18 protein-coding genes are annotated in these 19,035 nt (G+C 66.9%); 12 read left to right on the top strand and 6 right to left on the bottom strand.

What is annotated here, in order from left to right; translation table 11 throughout:
- The first annotated feature begins 45 nt into the window (after positions 1-45).
- Positions 46-408 carry a response regulator gene (locus NLI89_RS05925; RefSeq protein ID WP_254686178.1) on the top strand — a complete coding sequence of 121 codons (363 nt, stop codon included), beginning with the start codon at positions 46-48 and terminating at the stop codon, positions 406-408.
- Positions 409-604: 196 nt separating this feature from the next.
- On the opposite strand, the gene rpmG is transcribed toward NLI89_RS05925, so the two are convergent.
- Positions 605-772, bottom strand: coding sequence for a 50S ribosomal protein L33 (gene rpmG / locus NLI89_RS05930; protein WP_055881863.1), 168 nt, complete (start codon positions 770-772; stop codon positions 605-607).
- Between the two features lie 190 nt (positions 773-962).
- Between rpmG and NLI89_RS05935 the strand changes: the two genes are divergently transcribed.
- The 5 genes from NLI89_RS05935 (at position 963) to NLI89_RS05955 (ending at position 5,152) form a co-directional block, all read left to right on the top strand.
- Positions 963-1,310 carry a hypothetical protein gene (locus tag NLI89_RS05935; protein ID WP_254686179.1) on the top strand — a complete coding sequence of 116 codons (348 nt, stop codon included), beginning with the start codon at positions 963-965 and terminating at the stop codon, positions 1,308-1,310.
- 3 nt (positions 1,311-1,313) lie between these two features.
- The gene (locus NLI89_RS05940; RefSeq protein ID WP_254686180.1) at positions 1,314-1,880 is read left to right on the top strand and encodes a TMEM165/GDT1 family protein; all 567 of its coding nucleotides are present in this window, start codon (positions 1,314-1,316) and stop codon (positions 1,878-1,880) included.
- 61 nt (positions 1,881-1,941) lie between these two features.
- Positions 1,942-2,439: a Dps family protein gene (locus NLI89_RS05945; RefSeq protein WP_254686181.1), complete on the top strand. Its 498-nt coding sequence runs from the start codon at positions 1,942-1,944 to the stop codon at positions 2,437-2,439.
- Positions 2,440-2,714: 275 nt separating this feature from the next.
- Positions 2,715-4,307, top strand: a complete 1,593-nt coding sequence (locus tag NLI89_RS05950; protein ID WP_254686182.1) for a cisplatin damage response ATP-dependent DNA ligase — start codon at positions 2,715-2,717, stop codon at positions 4,305-4,307.
- Positions 4,308-4,378: 71 nt separating this feature from the next.
- A complete protein-coding gene (locus NLI89_RS05955; RefSeq protein WP_254686183.1) occupies positions 4,379-5,152 on the top strand; it encodes a virulence factor in 774 nt (257 codons plus the stop codon).
- Positions 5,153-5,825: 673 nt separating this feature from the next.
- On the opposite strand, the gene NLI89_RS05960 is transcribed toward NLI89_RS05955, so the two are convergent.
- Positions 5,826-6,599, bottom strand: a complete 774-nt coding sequence (locus NLI89_RS05960) for a glutaminyl-peptide cyclotransferase (RefSeq protein WP_254686184.1) — start codon at positions 6,597-6,599, stop codon at positions 5,826-5,828.
- 32 nt (positions 6,600-6,631) lie between these two features.
- Positions 6,632-7,486 carry a cold-shock protein gene (locus NLI89_RS21725; RefSeq protein WP_302675630.1) on the bottom strand — a complete coding sequence of 285 codons (855 nt, stop codon included), beginning with the start codon at positions 7,484-7,486 and terminating at the stop codon, positions 6,632-6,634.
- Positions 7,487-7,805: 319 nt separating this feature from the next.
- On the opposite strand from NLI89_RS21725, the gene NLI89_RS05975 reads away from it, so the two are divergent.
- The 5 genes from NLI89_RS05975 (at position 7,806) to rpoN (ending at position 12,200) form a co-directional block, all read left to right on the top strand.
- On the top strand, positions 7,806-8,426 hold the full coding sequence (locus tag NLI89_RS05975) for a ribonuclease D (RefSeq protein WP_254686185.1): 621 nt from the start codon (positions 7,806-7,808) through the stop codon (positions 8,424-8,426).
- On the top strand, positions 8,423-9,079 hold the full coding sequence (gene lptC / locus NLI89_RS05980) for an LPS export ABC transporter periplasmic protein LptC (protein ID WP_254686186.1): 657 nt from the start codon (positions 8,423-8,425) through the stop codon (positions 9,077-9,079). Before NLI89_RS05975 ends, lptC begins: the two co-directional genes overlap by 4 nt.
- Before the next feature lie 5 nt (positions 9,080-9,084).
- The gene (locus tag NLI89_RS05985; RefSeq protein ID WP_254686187.1) at positions 9,085-9,633 is read left to right on the top strand and encodes an LptA/OstA family protein; all 549 of its coding nucleotides are present in this window, start codon (positions 9,085-9,087) and stop codon (positions 9,631-9,633) included.
- A gap of 129 nt (positions 9,634-9,762) precedes the next feature.
- Complete coding sequence (lptB, locus tag NLI89_RS05990) at positions 9,763-10,545, top strand: LPS export ABC transporter ATP-binding protein (RefSeq protein WP_055881895.1); 783 nt, start codon at positions 9,763-9,765, stop codon at positions 10,543-10,545.
- 143 nt (positions 10,546-10,688) lie between these two features.
- The gene (gene rpoN / locus NLI89_RS05995; protein WP_254686188.1) at positions 10,689-12,200 is read left to right on the top strand and encodes an RNA polymerase factor sigma-54; all 1,512 of its coding nucleotides are present in this window, start codon (positions 10,689-10,691) and stop codon (positions 12,198-12,200) included.
- A 150-nt stretch (positions 12,201-12,350) separates the two neighbouring features.
- Here the strand turns inward: rpoN and NLI89_RS06000 are convergent, their stop codons facing one another.
- The 3 genes from NLI89_RS06000 to NLI89_RS06010 form a co-directional block, all read right to left on the bottom strand.
- Entirely contained in the window at positions 12,351-13,985 is a 1,635-nt protein-coding gene (locus NLI89_RS06000; protein ID WP_254686189.1) for a S10 family peptidase, read from the bottom strand.
- A 200-nt stretch (positions 13,986-14,185) separates the two neighbouring features.
- A complete protein-coding gene (locus tag NLI89_RS06005) occupies positions 14,186-15,196 on the bottom strand; it encodes a ligase-associated DNA damage response exonuclease (protein WP_254686190.1) in 1,011 nt (336 codons plus the stop codon).
- 400 nt (positions 15,197-15,596) lie between these two features.
- Entirely contained in the window at positions 15,597-16,202 is a 606-nt protein-coding gene (locus NLI89_RS06010) for a hypothetical protein (RefSeq protein WP_254686191.1), read from the bottom strand.
- A 92-nt stretch (positions 16,203-16,294) separates the two neighbouring features.
- On the opposite strand from NLI89_RS06010, the gene NLI89_RS06015 reads away from it, so the two are divergent.
- Positions 16,295-18,718: a ligase-associated DNA damage response DEXH box helicase gene (locus tag NLI89_RS06015; RefSeq protein ID WP_254686192.1), complete on the top strand. Its 2,424-nt coding sequence runs from the start codon at positions 16,295-16,297 to the stop codon at positions 18,716-18,718.
- The last annotated feature ends 317 nt before the right edge of the window (positions 18,719-19,035 follow it).

Below are 19,035 nucleotides of genomic sequence, written 5' to 3' on the forward strand. Positions count from 1 at the left end.
GCCCTCTTTCCGGATAAGGTGGGTCTTTCCGGATAAGGTGTGGCGGTGACAAAGAAGGTGCTCGTTGTCGAGGACAACGAACTGAACCTCAAACTATTCTGCGATCTGCTGCGCGCGCACCAGTTCGCCGTCGAACCCGTGCGGGATGGCCGCGAAGCGGTTGCCCGGGCGCGGGATTTCACGCCCGACCTGATCATCATGGACATCCAGATGCCGCACGTCACCGGCTACGAGATCATCCTCGAACTGAAGGCCGACGAGAATCTGCGCGCGATCCCGGTGATGGCGGTCACTGCCTATGCGGGGCGCGAGGACGAGGAGCGGATCCGGGCAGCGGGCGCGGATTCGTATGTGTCGAAGCCGATCAGCCTGGCGCGGTTCATGGATGCGGTCGGGGCCTTGATCTAAGGCGGGAAGGCCCCCCTCCACACCGTCACCCCAGCGAAAGCTGGGGTCTCCCAGATACGGGCGCACCCTCGCGGCGGGAGATCCCAGCTTTCGCTGGGATGACGGACGTTCCCGACACAAACGCCAAAAGCCGCGGGGGTTACCCGCGGCTTTTCGGATCTTCGCAATCGAACGGCGGCCTGAGCCGCCGACTGGATTACTTGATCTTGGCTTCCTTGAACTCGACATGCTTGCGCACGACGGGATCGTACTTCGAGAAGGAGAGCTTCTCCGTCTTCGTACGGGGATTCTTCTTGGTGACGTAGAAGAAGCCGGTGTCAGCGGTGCTGAGCAGCTTGATCTTTACGGTGGTCGGCTTGGCCATGAGCCCAATTCCTATGGCTTGAAAATGCGAAAGCGGCGAACTGACGCCGCCGCTCCATCAAGGGCGGCGCATGGCGGACGCGGGCAGCGAAGTCAAGCTTTACGCCTGTCGAGTAGGCCAACATACCGCATTTAACCCGCTATTCACTACCCGAGGCGCTATATATCCTCAGACAACAGGAGCGGGGATCATGGGGCAGGCGCTGAGACTCACCGAGATGGATCGAATCGACGCCATGATCGCGGTGAAGGCCGATCTTGCCGCGCGAATCGCCGCAATCGACGTCCGGGCGCCCTATTCCCGCCCCTGCGACATCGCCAGCGAGATCGATGCGATCCGCGTGATCGCGCACAGCAACGGGCTCAATCCCGCGGTCACCGTCGCGCACTTCGTCGATTCGGCGCTGTCGCGCGGCGAGCATGGCGCGCTGGTCCATGGCTGGCTGGCGATCCTGCGCGACGCGGTCGGCTGCGAGCGGCAGGACGTCCAGGCGTGCCACGCGTTCGCCGCCGCCTGCTCGGTGCGCCTTGCCGGATAATCCATGGACGCCTTGATGGCGGCATTCGTCGCGGCCGGGTTGGCGCAGGTCGGCGACCGAACCGCGTGGCTCGCCGCGATCCTGTCGGACCGGTACGCCAAGCCGGGACTGGTCATCCTGATGGCGGCCGTCGCGTTGCTCGCGGCGAGTGGGTTGGCGGCGACGCTGGGCGCCGTGATCGGACCCAAACTCGCGCCCAACGCGCAGCAACTGATGCTCGCGCTCGCGCTGCTGTTGCAGGGCGGCGGGTCGTTCTTTCCCGCCAAGGCGCCCGAGCGGTTGACCGGCTGGAAGATCGGCGCGCTCGCCACCACCGCACTCGGCCTCTTCATCCTCGCGTTCGGCGACGGCGTGCAGTTCATCGTCCTGACGCTCGCCGCCCGCTCGCCCGTCCCGGCGCTCGCCGCGATCGGCGCGACGATCGGCTCGCTGATCGTGATCGTCCCCGCCGCCCTGATGGGCGAGGCAGCGTGGCTGAAACTCCCGCTCAAGCCGGTCCGTATCGCCATCGGAATCGTGTTCGTGATCTTCGGCCTTGTCCTCGCGCTTGGTGCGCTACGGCTCGTTTGACGCGAGGAGCATTTTCGCGTTCGGATCGTTTACGCAACGATCTTCAGAACCGGAGCTAGACATGGCCGACATCAATCCCGCCCTCGACACGCCGACCGACCTGCCGAGCAACAGCACCAAGTCGGTCGCCGACGCGCTGAACGCCGCGCTCGCCGATTGCTACGCGCTGTATCTCAAGACCAAGAACTTCCACTGGCACATGTCGGGGCCGCATTTCCGCGACTACCATCTGCTGCTCGACGACCAGTCCGCGCAGATCCTCGGCATCACCGACGCGATCGCGGAGCGCGTCCGGAAAACCGGCAACACGACGCTGCGCTCGATCGGCGATGTCTCGCGCCACCAGACGATCGCGGACAACGACATGGCGTTCGTCGGCGCGACCGAGATGCTCGCCGAACTGCGCGAGGACAATCTGAAGCTCGTCGAGCAGTTCCGCATCGTCAAGGATGCCGCCGACGCAGCCAAGGACAATGCCACCAGCGGCATCGTCGACGAATGGACCGACCATGCCGAGGAGCGCGCGTGGTTCCTGTTCGAGGCCAGCCGCAAGGGCTGAGCCACGCGGACCTCACGATCCTCCACCGCAAGGGGGAGGTGGCGCCTTTAGGCGACGGAGGGGGAGGACCACGCAACCGATGTTTTCCTTACCTCCCCCTCCGTCTGGCAGGGGCCAGCCACCTCCCCCTGGCGGTGGAGGATCGTGAGGCCAGCCACCGCCGAAACGGTCGGCTGACGGTAAGCCTCGAAGCGTAAAACGACCGTCGCCGGGACCACTCGGCGGCGGTCGTTTCGCATGTGCATCCCTTCGCGCGGCAGGCGCGTTGAACGACAATGCACGCTTTCGCCGCCCTGCTCGACTCGCTCACCTATACCCGGTCGCGCAATGCGAAGTTGAAGCTGATCGCGGATTACCTGCGCGCAACGCCTGATCCGGATCGCGGCTGGGCGATGGCGGCACTGACCGGCGATCTCGATCTCAAGGGCGTGAAATCGGCGGTGATCCGCGGGTTGATCGAGGAGCGCGTCGATCCGGTGCTGTTCCGGATGAGCCGCGATTATGTCGGCGATACCGCGGAGACGGTCGCGTTGCTCTGGCCCGAACCGACGGTTCCGGTCGATCCCACCCCCTTGTCGATCACCGATGTCGTCGAGCGCTTGGCGGCCCTGTCGCGTGCCGATGCGCCGGGTGCGCTTGCGGACATGCTCGACCGGTCGGACGCCGAGGAACGGTTCGCGCTGCTCAAGATGGCGACCGGCGCGCTGCGAATCGGCGTGTCGGCGCGGTTGGCGAAGACCGCGCTCGCCGATGCGTTCGGGCTTGATGTCGATGCGGTCGAGGAAGTCTGGCACGGTCTCGATGCGCCGTATCCGAGCCTGTTCGCCTGGGCCGAGGGGACGGGCGAGCAACCGACGCCGGCCGACGTGCCCGTGTTCCGGCCATTCATGCTCGCGCATGGTTTGGAAGACCTCCGCGTCGATCTCGCCGACTATGCCGCTGAGTGGAAATGGGACGGCATCCGCGTCCAGATCGTCCACGTCGCGGGCGAAACGCGGCTCTACAGCCGCACCGGCGACGACGTGACGGGCAGCTTCCCCGAGATCGCCGCCGCGTTTCGGACGCCAGGCACGGTCGACGGCGAACTGCTGGTGAAGGGCGAGCATCAGGGCGGCACGCTGGAGGATGGCGGTGGGGCGGCGAGCTTCAACGCGTTGCAGCAGAGGCTTGGGCGCAAGACCGTCTCCGCCAAGATGCTGGCCGAGTATCCCGCGTTCGTCCGGCTGTACGACCTGCTGATCGACGGCGAGGAGGATCTGCGCGCACTGCCCTGGACCGACCGCCGCGCGCGGCTGGAGGCGTTCGTGCCGCAGCTCGATCCCGAGCGGTTCGATCTCAGCGTAGTCATCGCCGCGGACGACTTCACCGCGTTGGAGGCGATCCGCGCCACCGCCCGCGATTCGGCGATCGAAGGCGTGATGCTCAAGCGTCGCGACTCGCCGTATGTCGGCGGGCGTCGCGCCGGGCTCTGGTACAAATGGAAGCGCGATCCGCTGACCGCCGATTGCGTGATGATGTACGCGCAGCGCGGCTCCGGGCGGCGCTCGTCCTATTATTCGGATTACACCTTCGGCTGTTGGACCGAGGAGGGCGAACTGCTCCCGGTCGGGAAGGCGTATTCCGGGATCACCGACGAAGAACTCAAGATGCTCGACAGCTTCGTCCGCAACCACACGCAGAACCGGTTCGGCCCGGTGCGCGAGGTGGAGAAGACGCTGGTGCTGGAGATCGCGTTCGATTCGCTGCACGATTCGAAGCGGCACAAATCGGGTGTCGCGATGCGCTTCCCCCGGATCGCGCGGATCAGGACCGACAAGCCCGCGGCGGAAGCGGACCGGATCGAGACGCTGAAGCGGATGATTACGTAATCCGCCCGTCATCGAAGCGCGCGACCTGACCGGCTATCGCGCTCGAACCTGCTCCGCGTAAGGATCGCCTGGTGAAGAATACGAAGCATCCCCGCACGGTGGCGGCACGGCGTTGGCGGCGCGGCGCGTGGGTGACCGGCATCCTCTCCGCGATCGTCGTATTGTTCGTGTACCTAGCGGGCTATTTCGACCGCGATCCCGTGCATGTGTATCCTGCCATCGGCGTCCATGCGGCGGGCGCACCGCCGATCGCCGTGGTCAATTTCTCGGGCGACATGGGGCTGCGCTTCCTGCTCGGCGCTTCTACGTCGCGTGGGCTGACGGAACACGGTATCCCGGTGGTCGGGATCACGACTCCGGCCCTGTTCGCGCGCTCTCGGACGCGCGGCGAACTCGATGCGATCGTCGCGGACGGGGTGCGGACGGCGCTGGCGCGGACCGGGGCGAAGCGGGTCGTGGTGATGGGGCAATCCTATGGCGCGGATATCGTCCAGACCGGGCTGGCCGACCTGCCCGCGTCGTTGCGCGCGCGGGTCGCGGCGATCGTGTTGATCCTGCCGGGCGACACGGTCTTCTACCGTGCCGATCCTTCGGGACTGCTCTACGACCATGGGACGCCGGACAGCATGGGGGCGACGACCGGCAACCGGCTGACTTGGGCGCCGCTCACCTGCATCTATGGGGTCGAAGAGACCGACAGCCTGTGTCCGCTGCTGACGGTGGCGAACGCGCGGAAGGTCGGGATGCCGGGCGGCCACAACATCCGCCACGATGCGGACGGGTTGCTGGCGCATGTTCTGGCGGCGATCCAGGCGGTGGCACCGGAGGCTGGGCGGAAATCTTAGGCCTGGGGTTTCAGGGTGCGGGTATGGCCAGCGTCGGCGACCCATAAGAGGCGGCGTGTCTAACTCGATGCAACACGCCGCACTGCGCACTCCCGCCCTCGTCCCGGCCTCGTCTCGGCTCCGGCTCCATCCCTCACCATTAGCCCGGCCTAGGCTTCGACCCGAGTCCAGCTTCGGCTTTGACCCCAGTCCAGCTTCGGCCTTGGCTCCGAGCGATGTCGCGCCGCTGCCCGCTGCCCGTCCCCCTCGACCGTCATCCCAGCGAAAGCTGGGATCTCCCCGTGTGGGACACCCCGCCCGCCAAACCGGGATACCCCAGCTTTCGCCGGGGTGACGGATGGGGGAAGCTGGGTGGCTGGGTGGCTGGGTGGCTGGGTGGCTGGATGGCTGGATGGCTGGAGGCTGCGGTCGCCGCTGTGGCCGCAGTAACCCCAGCAGCTGTCGGAAATGGCCACGACCGAATGAAGTGAAGAAACGGAAGAGGCAGGGACGTCGGCGCAGTCGTGGCGACGCGCGAGGTTGGGGGCTCGTATCGAGGTCGGCGTACCCGGCGTCAGCGTCGCAGTTCCGACCCCAGCGCCGCGTGTTCTCCCGCGAAGGCGAGAGGCCAGTCTGGGCTCCCGCCTTCGCGGGAGAACAAGAGAGAGGGGAGCGGACGGCGCAAAGGACCGGACTATTGCGGCGTGGCGGCGATCTTGATCTCGAACAGCGTGGGCCAGTATTTGCCCGTCACGAACAGCCGGTCCGCCTTCGCGTCCCAGGCAATGCCATTCAGCACCGCCTCGCGGTCGGTCGCGGCGATCTCGGCGACCAGCGGGCGCAGGTCGATCACCGCGGTGACCTTGCCGGTTGCCGGATCGATGCGGACCAGGAAGCCGGTGTGCCAGACGTTGGCCAGCAACGCGCCGTGGACGTATTCGAGTTCATTGATGTCGCGTAGCGGGCGACCGTCGATCGTCACCGCGACACGCTTGCGCTCGGCCAAGGTAACCGGATCGCGGACGATGATGTCGGCACTGCCGTCGGACTGGAGCAGCGAGACGCCATCGCTCGTCAGTCCCCAGCCTTCGCCGGTGTAGCGGTTCTGGCCCTTTGGCTTTAGCGTGCGGATGTCCCAGCGGTGGGCTATGCCGTCGTGCCAGGTGAGGCTGACCAGTTGGTCCTTCCACAGCGCTAGGCCTTCGCCGAACTGTGCGGGATCGATTCGCGCCTTGGCGAGAATCTTGCCGTCCTTGAGCGAGACGCGGCGAACGTCGGATTGGCGTTCCTGGCCGGTGCTCTCGTACAGCGCGCCGTCGTGCCAGAGCAGCCCCTCGGTGAACGCGGTGCGGTCGTGCGGGTAGCGCGCGACGATCGTCGCCGACAATACCGGCACGCGCGTCTGCGTAGGTGCTGCGGAAACGAGAACGGCCGGTCCCGCCAAAGCGAGACCGGCCGCAATCGTCATCCTACCGAACACGGTCGGACCAGTCAGCTGGATCAGCCGCCTGCGCTCAGGTTCACCGCTGCGTACTTGCCGCGACGATCGACCTCGAGCTCGAACTCGAGCTTGTCGCCCTCGTTCAGCGTCGCCATGCCGGCGCGTTCCACGGCCGAGATGTGGACGAAGGCGTCAGGCTGTCCGTCGTCGCGCTGGATGAAGCCGAAGCCCTTCATCGCGTTGAAGAACTTGACCGTACCGGTCGCCTTCTCGCCGGTGAGCTGACGCTGTGCGCCACCTGCACCACCGTCACGGTCGCCACCACGGGGCGCGCCCGGGCCGGCATCACGGTCACGCGGCGGGCCACGATCGGTGACGGCCATCGGCTCGCCGTCGATCTTGAGGTCGGTCGCCGAGATACGGCCACCGCGATCGACGAGCGTGAAGCCGAGCGGCTGACCCTCGGCGAGTGCGACCATGCCGGCCTGCTCGACTGCGCTGATGTGGACGAACACGTCCTCGCCGCCGTCATCGCGAACGACGAAGCCGAAGCCCTTCTGTGCGTTGAAGAACTTTACGACGCCCGTGCCTTCGCCGACAACCTGGGGAGGCATGCCGCGACCACCGCCGCCGCCGCCGCCGCCCGAGAAGCCGCCGCCACCGCCGCCGCCGCGGTAACCACCGCCGCCGCCGCCGCCGCCGAAGCTGCTGCCGCCGCCGCCGTAGCTGCTGCCACCGCCGCCACCGTAGCTCGAGCCACCGCCGCCGCCATAGCTGCTGCCGCCGCCGAACCGGTCGCCGCCGCCACCAAAGCTGCTGCCGCCGCCGAACTCGTTGTCGCCGCCGCCGAAGCTGTCGCGCTTATCGCGGCCACGCCCGCCACGGTTCCCGCGGCCACCTTTATCGAAACCCATAAGCTCTGTTCGTCTTCCCGGTTCGCCCGCAAATTTCTCAAAACCCTTGTGCCGGACGACGAACGCAGGTTTTCCAGCGCGAAACCTTTTGCGCCTTGAGGGGACCCTTAGCGCAAAATACAAGCCGTCGCGAATAGATTCTGATCCGAAGACGCCTGATTTGGATCGATACTGACGCAAGTGTCGCTCGCGAGCCACGACTCGTCGCAAGGTCGGCACCCAAGCCATCTTATCGCCCGATTCGACGGCGCAGCCCAATATAGGGCCATTCACCATAGGGCCATTGAGCGTTGCGCCGCGGACCGCTACGGCCACCGTCATGACAGTTCATCTCCACGAAGGCGACATTCCCGCCGATCTGTTCGCGGCCGGCGCCGCGATCGCCGTCGATACCGAGACGATGGGGCTCATCACCCCGCGCGACCGGCTGTGCCTGGTCCAGCTGTCGGACGGCGGCCCGGACGAGCATCTCGTCCGCTTCGCCGCGGGTGCGGGCTACGACGCGCCCAATCTGAAGGCGCTGCTGGCCGACCCGGCGCGCGTGAAACTCTATCATTTCGGTCGATTCGATATCGCCGCGGTCCAGCATTATCTCGGCGTGGTCGCCGCGCCGGTCTATTGCACCAAGATCGCGTCGCGGCTGGTGCGGACCTATACCGACCGCCACGGCCTGAAGGAGCTGGTCCGCGAACTGCTCGGCCAGGATATCTCGAAGCAGCAGCAATCGTCCGACTGGGGCAGCCCCGAACTGTCGGAGGCGCAGAAGGATTATGCGGCGTCCGACGTGCGCTTTCTCCACCGGTTGCGCGCCGAACTCGACAAGCGCCTGATTCGCGAGGGCCGGATGGAGCTCGCACAGGCCTGCTTCGACTTCCTGCCGACTCGCGCCGCGCTCGATCTTGCCGGCTGGCCCGAGATCGATATCTTCGCCCACGCATGACCCAGATACCGGCGCCCTCCCCGACTGCTCGCCGTGCGCGCACCGCACGGCAGGATTGGGCCGCGCCCGGTGGCAGTCACGATCGCTTCGTGGCGATCGCCCGCGTCGCGCTGCCGACGGCGATCGGCGTGCTGGCGGCGTTCCTGGTGATGGCGCCGCTGACCGCTGGCGGCGACGTGTCGTTCCTGCTCGACAAGAACAAGGTCGAGGTCGCGCAGGAGCGGATGAAGATCCAGGCGGCACGCTATCGCGGCGAGGACAGCAAGGGCCAGTCCTTCACGCTCGACGCGAAGTCCGCGATCCAGAAGAGCTCGGCCGAGCCGATCGTCCAGCTCAACCAGCTCGCGGCGCAGATCCAGCTGACCGACGGCCCCGCCAACATCAAGGCGAACACCGGTCGCTACGACATGGACACCGAGAAGGTGCAGCTGTTCGGCCCGCTGAACGCCACCGCGGCGGGCGGCTACGACCTGAAGACGACCAACGCGACGATCGACATGAAGGCACGCACGCTCGAAAGCGGTGGTGCCGCGACCGGCACCGTCCAGCAGGGGACGTTCAGCGCCAACAAGCTGCGCGCCAACCTCGAGGAGCGAACCGTGACGCTCGATGGCAATGCCCGCTTGCGGATCATCCCCAGAGGGCCGAAATAACCGCCATGCGCGCCACTCACTTATTCGCAGCCTTGTCTGCCGTCCTGCTCTCCACGACCGCGGTCGCGCAGCAGTCGCACAATTCCAACGCCCCGATCGATTTCGGTGCGGATCACATCGAGCTTCAGGACAAGGCGAACCGCGCCATCCTGTCGGGCAACGTCGCGGTCAAGCAGGCCGAGATGACGCTCAATTCGGCGCGGATGACGGTCGCCTATACCGGCCAGGTGATCGGCGGGAACCCGCAGGTCTCACGGCTCGACGCGTCGGGCGGCGTGATCGTCAAGCGTCCCGACCAGACCGCGCGCAGCCAGTATGCGATCTACGACCTCAACCGCCGCGTCATCACGATGCTCGGCGCGGTCACGCTGACGCAGGCGGGCAATACCGTGAATGGCGGGCGCCTGACGATGAACCTCGACACCGGACGTTCGGTGATCGACGGTTCGTCGGTCGCCGGGGGCAGCGCCGCAGGATCGGCCGCGAGCGGGGGCACCGTGACGCAGACCGGCGGTCGCGTGACCGGCACCTTCTCGGTCCCCAAGCGCAACTGACGCGCGAGCGTACCGCAGGGGCTTCCCTCCGGCGGCGCGCTCATGCATGTTTCCTGCCAAACCCCCGAGGTTCGGCGACACCTTCAACGCCGAGCGGTCGGCGACTGACTTTTGCGAGGGCCTGATCCCATGGACGCCACCACGCTGCCCCCGATCGAGGCCGTAGAGCCGATTTCCGAGCCGCCGGTGAGCAACGGGCTCCAGGTCGTCTCGATCGCCAAGTCCTACGACAAGCGCGTCGTGCTGACCGACGTGTCGGTGTCGGTCGGGCGCGGCGAAGTGGTCGGCCTGCTCGGGCCCAACGGCGCGGGCAAGACGACCTGCTTCTACTCGGTGATGGGGCTGGTGAAACCCGATTCAGGGAGGATCATGCTCGACGGCGAGGACATCACGAAGCTGCCGATGTACCGCCGCGCGATCCTCGGCCTCGGCTACCTGCCGCAGGAAACGTCGATCTTCCGCGGGCTGACGATCGAGAAGAACATCCTCACCGTGCTGGAGCTGTCCGAGCCGGACAAGGCGGCGCGCCAGCGGAAGCTCGACACGCTGCTCGAGGAATTCGGGCTGACCCGGCTCCGCGCGGCGCCGGCGATGGCACTGTCGGGCGGCGAGCGGCGGCGTGCCGAGATCGCCCGCGCGCTGGCGGCGGATCCGTCGATCATGCTGCTCGACGAGCCGTTCGCGGGCATCGACCCGATCTCGATCGCCGACATCCGCGACCTGGTGAAGGACCTCAAGCGCCGCGACATCGGCGTACTGATCACCGACCACAATGTCCGCGAGACACTGGAGATCGTCGACCGCGCATACATCATCTACGACGGTCGCGTGCTGTTCTCGGGCTCGCCGGCGGAACTGGTCGCGGATGCCAACGTCCGGCGGTTGTATCTTGGCGAAGGCTTCTCGCTTTAGGTTTATGGCGCCCTCCCCCGCCCACAGTCCCACTCCTCCCGTCACCCCAGCGAACGCTGGGATCTCCCGGTGAGAGCGCGCGCCCTAGCCGCGGGAGACCCCAGCTTTCGCTGGGGTGACGGTATCTGTTGGGGTAGCCTGGCATGAGCCTCGCCCCTCGCCTGGACATCCGCCAGTCGCAATCGCTGGTGATGACCCCGCAGCTCCAGCAGGCGATCAAGCTGCTGGCGCTGTCGAACCTGGAGATCGAGGGGTTCATCGCCGAAGAAGTCGAGCGCAACCCGCTGCTGGAAGCGAGTGCCGCGGAGGATAGCCCCGATCTTTCAGGCACCCCCGACCGCGAACCCGCTCCCGAAGTCCGCGACGAACGCGTCGCCGCCGACGAACTCGTTTCCGGCACCGGCGCAGGCGATGAACCGACACTCGACGTCGACTACGCCACCGAAAGCCATCAGCAGGACAGCGTCGCCGACGGCGGCAGCGGGATGGACGGCGCGCTCTCGATGACCGGCGCGAGCACGGGCGGTGCGGGCGGCGAGGACGGCCCCGATCTCGACGCGTTCGCAGATACCAGCCTCAGCCTCGCGGATCATCTGCTCGCGCAGGCCGGTCCCGCAATCCCCCGCGAGGACGCGTTCATCGCTGCGCACCTGATCGACCAGATCGACGAGGCGGGCTATCTCACCGTATCGCTGCTCGACATCGCCAACCGGCTCGGCGTCCCGCTGGTGCGGGTCGAGGGCGTACTGGCGACGATCCAGACCTTCGACCCGACCGGAGTCGGTGCGCGCGATCTCGCCGAATGCCTGACGCTGCAGGCCAAGGAAGCCGACCGCTACGATCCGTGCATCGCGTTGTTGATCGCCAATCTCGACTTGCTCGCGCGTGGCGAGCTGGCCCGGCTGAAGCGGATTTGCGACGTCGACGACGAGGACATGGCCGACATGATCCGCGAACTGCGCGGCTATGATCCGAAGCCCGGCTGTCGCTACGGCGGCGAACCCGCGCAGTCGGTGACGCCCGACCTGTTCGTGGCGCGGACTAAAGCAGGCTGGGCGATCGAGATCAACGCGTCGACTTTGCCGCGCGTGCTGGTCAACCGCAGTTACTATACCGAGCTGTCGGGCGGGCAGCAGGACAAGGCGTCGAAGGCGTGGCTGAGCGATTGCCTCGCCAGCGCGAACTGGCTGGTGAAGGCCTTGGATCAACGCCAGCGGACGATCATCAAGGTCGCGACCGAGATCGTGAAGCAGCAGGAAGCGTTCTTCCTGAAAGGCGTCGCGCACTTGCGGCCGCTGACGCTGCGCCAGGTGGCGGACGCGATCGAGATGCACGAATCGACCGTCAGCCGCGTGACCAGCAACAAATACGTCTCGTGCGCGCGCGGGCTTTACGAGCTGAAATACTTCTTCACGAGCGCGATCCAGTCGGCGGATGGCGGCGAGGCGGTGTCGGCACAGGCGGTGAAGTCCGCGATCCGCGCGCTGATCGACACCGAGGGCGCGAAGATCCTGTCGGACGACACGCTGGTCGAATTGCTGAACGCGAAGGGCTTCGACATCGCGCGCCGGACTGTGGCCAAATACCGCGAGGCGCTGGGGATCGGGAGTTCGGTGCAGCGCCGGCGCGCGAAGGCGCTGGAGGGGGTTCGGTAGCTCGCTGCCCCTGCGGATCCTCCCCCGCAAGGGGGAGGTGGCGCCGAAGGCGACGGAGGGGGAGGACACGACAACAGATGTTCCTCTTGCCTCCCCCTCCGTGTGGCGAGTGCCAGCCACCTCCCCCTGGCGGGGTAGGATCGCGCTGGCTCAGTTCGGCACCTGCCCCTCCGCCCCCGACACACTCGCCCCACCCGGCGGCGTCGCGCTCCGTGCCTCGCCCACCGCCTGATCATACCAGGACGCCAGATCCGCCTTCATCTGGTGCAGCGCCTCCGGATTGAGATACGTCATGTGCCCCGCGGGATAGTAGCGAAACGCCAGATTCCGCTGCCGCGCGGGATCGAGCATCATGTGGTTCAGGTCGTTCTCGGTCCCGAAGAACGGCGTCGCCATGTCGTAATAGCCATTCATCGACAGCACATTGAGATACGGATTCTCGCGCATCGCCGCGGCCAGATCGACCGCGGTGTTCGGGTTGTTCTGCGGCTGGCCGCCACGACCCGGCGCATCGTGCTTCCAGTTCCACGTCCAGCCCGGCGCATCGCGCGCGCTCAGCCGGTAAGGCATCTCGGTCTTGTAGCCGAGCGTGTGCGTCACGTAATCGTTGAACGTGGCGATGAACGCGCCGGCGATCGCGGTGTCGGACGCGTCGGTCTCGGGCCGCTCGCCCGCCGCGTCGCTGTCGATGCCGGTATAGCGCGAATCGAACCGCCCGAGCGTCAGCCGCTGGTCGCGCAACAGCTCCTTCTGAAAGCGGGCGAGGTCGATGCGGAGGTTGGCGCGCTTGATGAAGTCGGGCGAGATCCCGATCAGCTGGCTCATCCGGGTAGCGACCGTGTCGCGCTCCGCATCCGAGATCGTCTGCCCCTTCGACAGCGCCGCCGCGTATGGCCCGGTGGCGAACGCCCGCGCCTCGGCGACGATCGTCGCGACGTCGGCGGGGCGGTTCTGCAGGCGGTTGTGGTACCACGCGCTCGCCGCATAGCTCGGCAGGTAATTGAGGTAGATCTCGTCGAGCCCCGGCTGGCGGTAGCCATAGTTCATGATCGACGACAGCAGCACGACGCCGTTCAGCGCCATCCCGCGATCCTGCAACTGATACGCCAGCGCACCCGAGCGGGTGGTGCCGTAGCTCTCGCCGAACAGGAACTTCGGGCTGTTCCAGCGGCCATATTTGGTGGCGTAGCGCAGGATGCCCTTGGCGAACGCGTCGGCATCCTCGTCGACGCCGTAGAACGCCGACGGTTTGGTATCGCCGAGCGGCCGCGAATAACCGGTCCCGACCGCGTCGATGAACACCATGTCGGTCTTGTCGAGCAATGTGTCGGGGTTGGGCCCGAAATCATAGGGCGCAGGCTTGATGTATTCGGGGTTGGCGGTGCGCAGGCGGACCGGCGCGAACGAGCCCATGTGCAGCCAGAAACTGGGGCTGCCCGGCCCGCCATTGTAGAAGAACGTGACCGGGCGCTTGGTGCCGGGCTTCACCCCGTCGAGCGTGTAGCCGGTGTAGAACAGGCTGGCGGTCGGCTTGCCCTCGGTATCGCGCAGCGTCAGCGTGCCGACGGTGGCGGTATAGCCGAGCGACTTGCCGCCGACCGTGACGCGGCCCTTCGTCTTGACCTCCTGCTCGGCGACCGGCGCGTTGGCGTAATCCGCCTCCGCCTCGGCCTTCATCCGCTCGGCGTTGGTCTCGGTCTTGTCCTTCTTCGGCGCGTCCTGCGCGATGGCGGTCGTCGAGAGTGCGAGCAGTATCAGAGCGGCGAAGTTGGTCGAACGGGCCACGGAATATCCTTGCGACAGGGGCAATGTCCTATCCTGCCGTGTCGCGAGAGAAGCGCAAGCCTCCAGGTAAATCCTCCCCCGCCAGGGGGAGGTGGCTGGCGCTTGCCAGACGGAGGGGGAGGTAAGCGCAACCGCCGTTTCGTGTCCTCCCCCTCCGTCGCTCCGCGCCACCTCCCCCTGGCGGGGGAGGATTCGAGGACCTAGTCGTCCTCGTCCTCGAAGCCGACCAGCGCCAGCGCGCGCGCCTTGATCTGGCGGGTCATGCACCAGTGGACCAGCGCGTCCTCGCGGCCGTGCGTCACCCAGACTTCCTGCGGGGCGATCTCGGTCAGCGTGGTGGTGAGTTCGTCCCAGTCGGCGTGGTCGCTGAGGATCAACGGGAGTTCGACGTTCTTCTGGCGCGCGCGGCCGCGCACGCGCATCCAGCCGCTCGCCATCGCGGTGATCGGGTCGGGCAGCCGCCGCGACCAGCGATCGTTGAGCGCCCCCGGCGGGCACATCACGACATGCCCCGCCATGTCCGCCTTCTTGGCATCCGCGACCGGCAGGAGTTCGCCGAGCCGCACGCCATGCTCGGCATACAGGTCGCAGAGCTTTTGCAGCGCGCCGTGGATGTAGACCGGGGCCGCATGCCCGCGCTCGCGCAGTTCCGCGATCACGCGCTGCGCCTTGCCGAGCGCATAGGCGCCGACGACGACGCAGCGATCGGGGTTGGCGTGCAAGGCCGCGATCAGCTTGTCGATCTCGTCGCCGGTGTCGGGGTGGCGGAAGACCGGCAGGCCGAAGGTCGCTTCGGTGATGAAGACGTCGCATTTGACGGGTTCGAACGGCGTGCAGGTCGGGTCCGCGCGGCGTTTATAGTCGCCCGAGACGACGATCCGCTCGCCGCGATAGTCGAGCACGATCTGTGCGGAGCCGAGCACGTGGCCGGCGGGAACGAAGCCGATGTCAACCCCATCGTCAGCGGGCCCCATACGGATCGTCTCGCCGTAGGCGACCGGGTTGCCGGCTTGCGGACCATAGCGCGCGTCCATAATCGCGAGTGTTTCGGGCGTGGCCCAGACCGCTGCGTGGCCACCGCGCGCGTGATCGGCGTGGCCGTGCGTGACGAGCGCCTTCGCGGTCGGGATCGAGGGGTCGATCCACGCGTCGATCGGCTTGACGAGGATGCCGTGCGGATGCGGTTCGAGCCAGTCGCCGAGTTTTGCCATGCGGGGGTAACGCGTGACGCGGGGGTGCGGTGCCGTTGGCGGCGTGCGCGTGTGCCGTGACCCATGGTCCCCGTCATGCCGGACTGGTTCCGGCATCCACGCCTCCGCACGATCGAGAGCGGTGAGGTCGCGGAACGGTGGGCCCCGGAACGGGTCCGGGGTGACGGAGTGTTGGTGGGGTCTGTCATTCCCCTGTTCGGGACGAGCCGGAGTCGACGTCGCGGCGCGCGTTGGCGGCGACCGATCGATCCTCCCCCGCCAGGGGGAGGTGGCACCGCAGGTGACGGAGGGGGAGGACACGGAACATCGGTTGTCCCTTACCTCCCCCTCCGTCTGGCAAGCGCCAGCCACCTCCCCCTGGCGAGGGAGGATCGCAAGTCATTACACTAAAGGCCTTACACTAGCGCCGCCCGCCGACCTTGATCGTCGCCAGAATCTCGTCCATCCGCGCCGCCGCGACCGCCTGGGGCGGCGCAAGCCGGCCTGCCGGTGCCGCCGCCTTCACCGCATAGGTGATCCGGTCGATCGCATAGCAGGCGCCGTTGATGACGCTGCGGAAGTTGGTCGCGTTCACCTGCTGGCTCATGCCCGCGTCGCCGTTGGTGTAGACCGTCCAGCGGTGGCCGCCGAGCATCCGGTTGGGAAGCCGCTTGGCATGGCCGGCAACCAGCCCCTCGGTACCGCATTTGGCGACCACGCCCGCGCTCCGGCTGAAGCCGACCTGGATCATCTCGGTCACCTGCCCCTGGCCGTCGGTCGGTTTGGCGACCTGCCAGAAGCGGACGATGCCGACGCCGCGGCCGACCGGGGCGCCGTCCCACATCTGGCGCCAGCCGCTGTTCAGCAGCGCGCGGCCGGCGAAGTTGCGCGTCGGCATGAGGCTGGACGGATGCGAAAGGCGGACCATTCCGCCGCCGCCGACGAACGACTTGCTGGCGGCAGTGGCATTGGCGAACGGCAGGAGTGCGAGCAACGGTAGCGGCAGGAGATAACGAAAAAGCGACACCGATCGTCTTTCACAACAGAGCTTTAGCCAAAGTGGCGGTCGTTGCGCGCGCGGTCCATGGCGGTGCGGCGCGCTGCCCCCATATGACGACGATGCGTGAACAGGCCGTGAGCGACCTTCCCCTTCCCTTGGAAAACTGGTTCGCATCGCGGGGTTGGCGACCGCGGCGGCATCAGCGCGAGATGCTGGCGGAAGGGCGCGCGGGGCATCATGCCTTGCTCGTGGCTGCGACCGGCGCGGGGAAGACGCTCGCCGGGTTCCTGCCGACGCTGGCCGAGCTGATCGAGGCACCGACGACGGGTCTCCACACGCTCTACGTCTCGCCACTGAAGGCGCTCGCGGTCGACGTGCAGCGCAATCTGCTGACGCCGATCGACGAGATGGGCGTCGATATTCGCGTCGAGACACGCACCGGCGACACGCCGTCGGATCGCAAGGCGCGGCAGCGGATCAAGCCGCCGCAGATCCTGCTGACCACGCCCGAATCGCTGTCGCTACTGCTCAGCTATCCGGACAGCATCACGATGTTCGAGACCCTCCGGACAATCGTCGTCGACGAGGTCCACGCGTTCGCTACCGGCAAGCGCGGCGACCTGCTCTCGCTCTGCATGGCGCGGTTGCAGACGATCTCGCCGGGGATGCGCCGCGTCGCGCTGTCGGCGACGGTCGCGGATGCGGACGGCTATCGCGCGTGGCTCGCCCCCGATGGCGATATCGACCAAGTCGCAATGGTCCGCGGCGAGCCCGGCGCAGACCCGAACATCGCGATCCTGCTGCCCGAGGGCCGCGTGCCGTGGTCGGGACATTCGGGCCGCTATGCCGCCGCGCAGGTGATGGCCGAGATCGAGGCACACGAGACCTCGATCGTGTTCTGCAACACGCGCAGCCTCGCCGAACTCATCTTCCAGGATCTGTGGAAGGTGAACGCGAACAACCTCCCGATCGGCGTCCATCACGGCAGCCTCGCGAAAGAGGCGCGGCGGAAGGTCGAGAACGCGATGGCCGAGGGGAAACTGCGCGCGCTGGTCGCGACGTCGAGCCTCGATCTCGGCGTCGACTGGGGCAATGTCGATTGCGTGATCCAGATGGGCGCGCCGAAGGGATCGTCGCGGCTGTTGCAGCGGATCGGTCGCGCCAACCACCGGCTCGACGAATCGTCACAGGCGATCGTCGTGCCGGGCAACCGGTTCGAATATCTCGAGGCGCGCGCGGCGCTCGACGCGGTCGAGGCGGGCGAACTCGATGCGGATATCTTCCGCGTCGGGGCGCTCGACGTGCTGGCGCAGCATGTGATGGCGTGCGCGTGCGCGGCGCCGTTTCGCGAGGCCGATCTGCTCGACGAGATCCGCTCCGCGTTGCCGTACTCCGCACTGCCGACGGAGACCTTCGAGCGCGTGCTGCACTTCATCAGCGACGGGGGGTATTCGCTGAAGGCATACGACCGGTTCAAGCGGCTGACCAAGGATGCGGACGGGACGTGGCGCGTCAGCCATCCCAAATTCATCGGCCAGCACCGGCTGAACGCGGGGATCATCGTCGAGGCAACGATGCTCAACGTGCGGTTCGGCAATGGCCGCGTGCTGGGCCGCGTCGAGGAGGCGTTCGCGGCGCAGTTGAGCCACGGCGACACGTTCTTCTTTTCAGGGATCAGCCTCGAAGTGATGAAGATCGATCTCGAGGATCTGGTGGTCCGCGCGACCTCGAAGCCCGCGCGGATCCCGACGTACGGGGGCAGCCGGATGCCGCTGTCGACCAACCTCGCCGACCGCGTCCGCGGGTTCCTCGCGCATCCCGGTGACTGGGCGCGCTTCCCCGACGACGTCCGCGAATGGCTGGAGATGCAGGCGTATCGATCGGTGATGCCCGAACCCGGCCAGCTGCTGGTAGAGACCTTCCCGCGCGAGGGGCGGCATTACATGGTCGCGTATAGTTTCGAGGGGTGGAACGCGCACCAGTCGCTGGGCATGCTGATCACCCGGCGGATGGAGACGCAGGGGCTGAAACCGCTCGGCTTCGTCGCCAATGATTATGCGCTGGCGGTGTACGGGCTGGAGAAGATCACCGATCCGGCGTCGCTGTTCTCGGCGGATATCCTCGAACACGAGTTCGTCGAATGGGTGCAGCAATCGCACCTGTTGAAGCGCGCCTTCCGCGAGGTCGCCGTGATCGGCGGGCTGGTCGAGCGCCAGCATCCGGGCAAGCGCAAGACCGGCAAGCAGGTGACGTTCTCGACCGACCTGATCTACGACGTGCTGCGCAAGTACGAGCCCACGCATCTGCTGCTGGAGGCGGCCTGGGCGGATGCGCGGGCGCGGATGACCGATGTCGGGCGGCTGGCGTCGCTGCTCGATCGCGCGGCGGCGACGATGGTGCATGTCGATCTGGAGCGGGTCACGCCGCTGGCGGTACCGGTGCTGACGCTGATCGGGCGGGAGAAGGTGGCCACGAACAGTTCGGACGATGCGCTGCTGATCGAGGCGGATGCGATGATCGCGGATGCGATGCGGCCGGATTGAGAGGTGCCTCTGACAAGATTGCACCACCCCGGCGAAGGCCGGGGCCCAATTGGAAAGGTGGTTGTAACGAAGCGCCGCCCTCCATTAGCGACCTCGCCCAACTGGGCCCCGGCCTTCGCCGGGGTGGTGGCGTTTCGGCAGGGCATTCGTCTCTAACAACGACAGTTGCGCGCACTGTGGAATGAGCGCAGCATTTGCAGCATGCACAGGTGGCTAGCCCCTCTATTGCTAGTCATTTCCGCCCAGGCCAGCGCCCAGGACGCCGCTCCGCCGCAACAAAATGCTGCACCCTCTCCGAGTGCAGCATCCGCAGCAGA

The organism is Sphingomonas faeni (genome assembly GCF_024273235.1).
GTDB lineage: Bacteria > Pseudomonadota > Alphaproteobacteria > Sphingomonadales > Sphingomonadaceae > Sphingomonas > Sphingomonas faeni_A.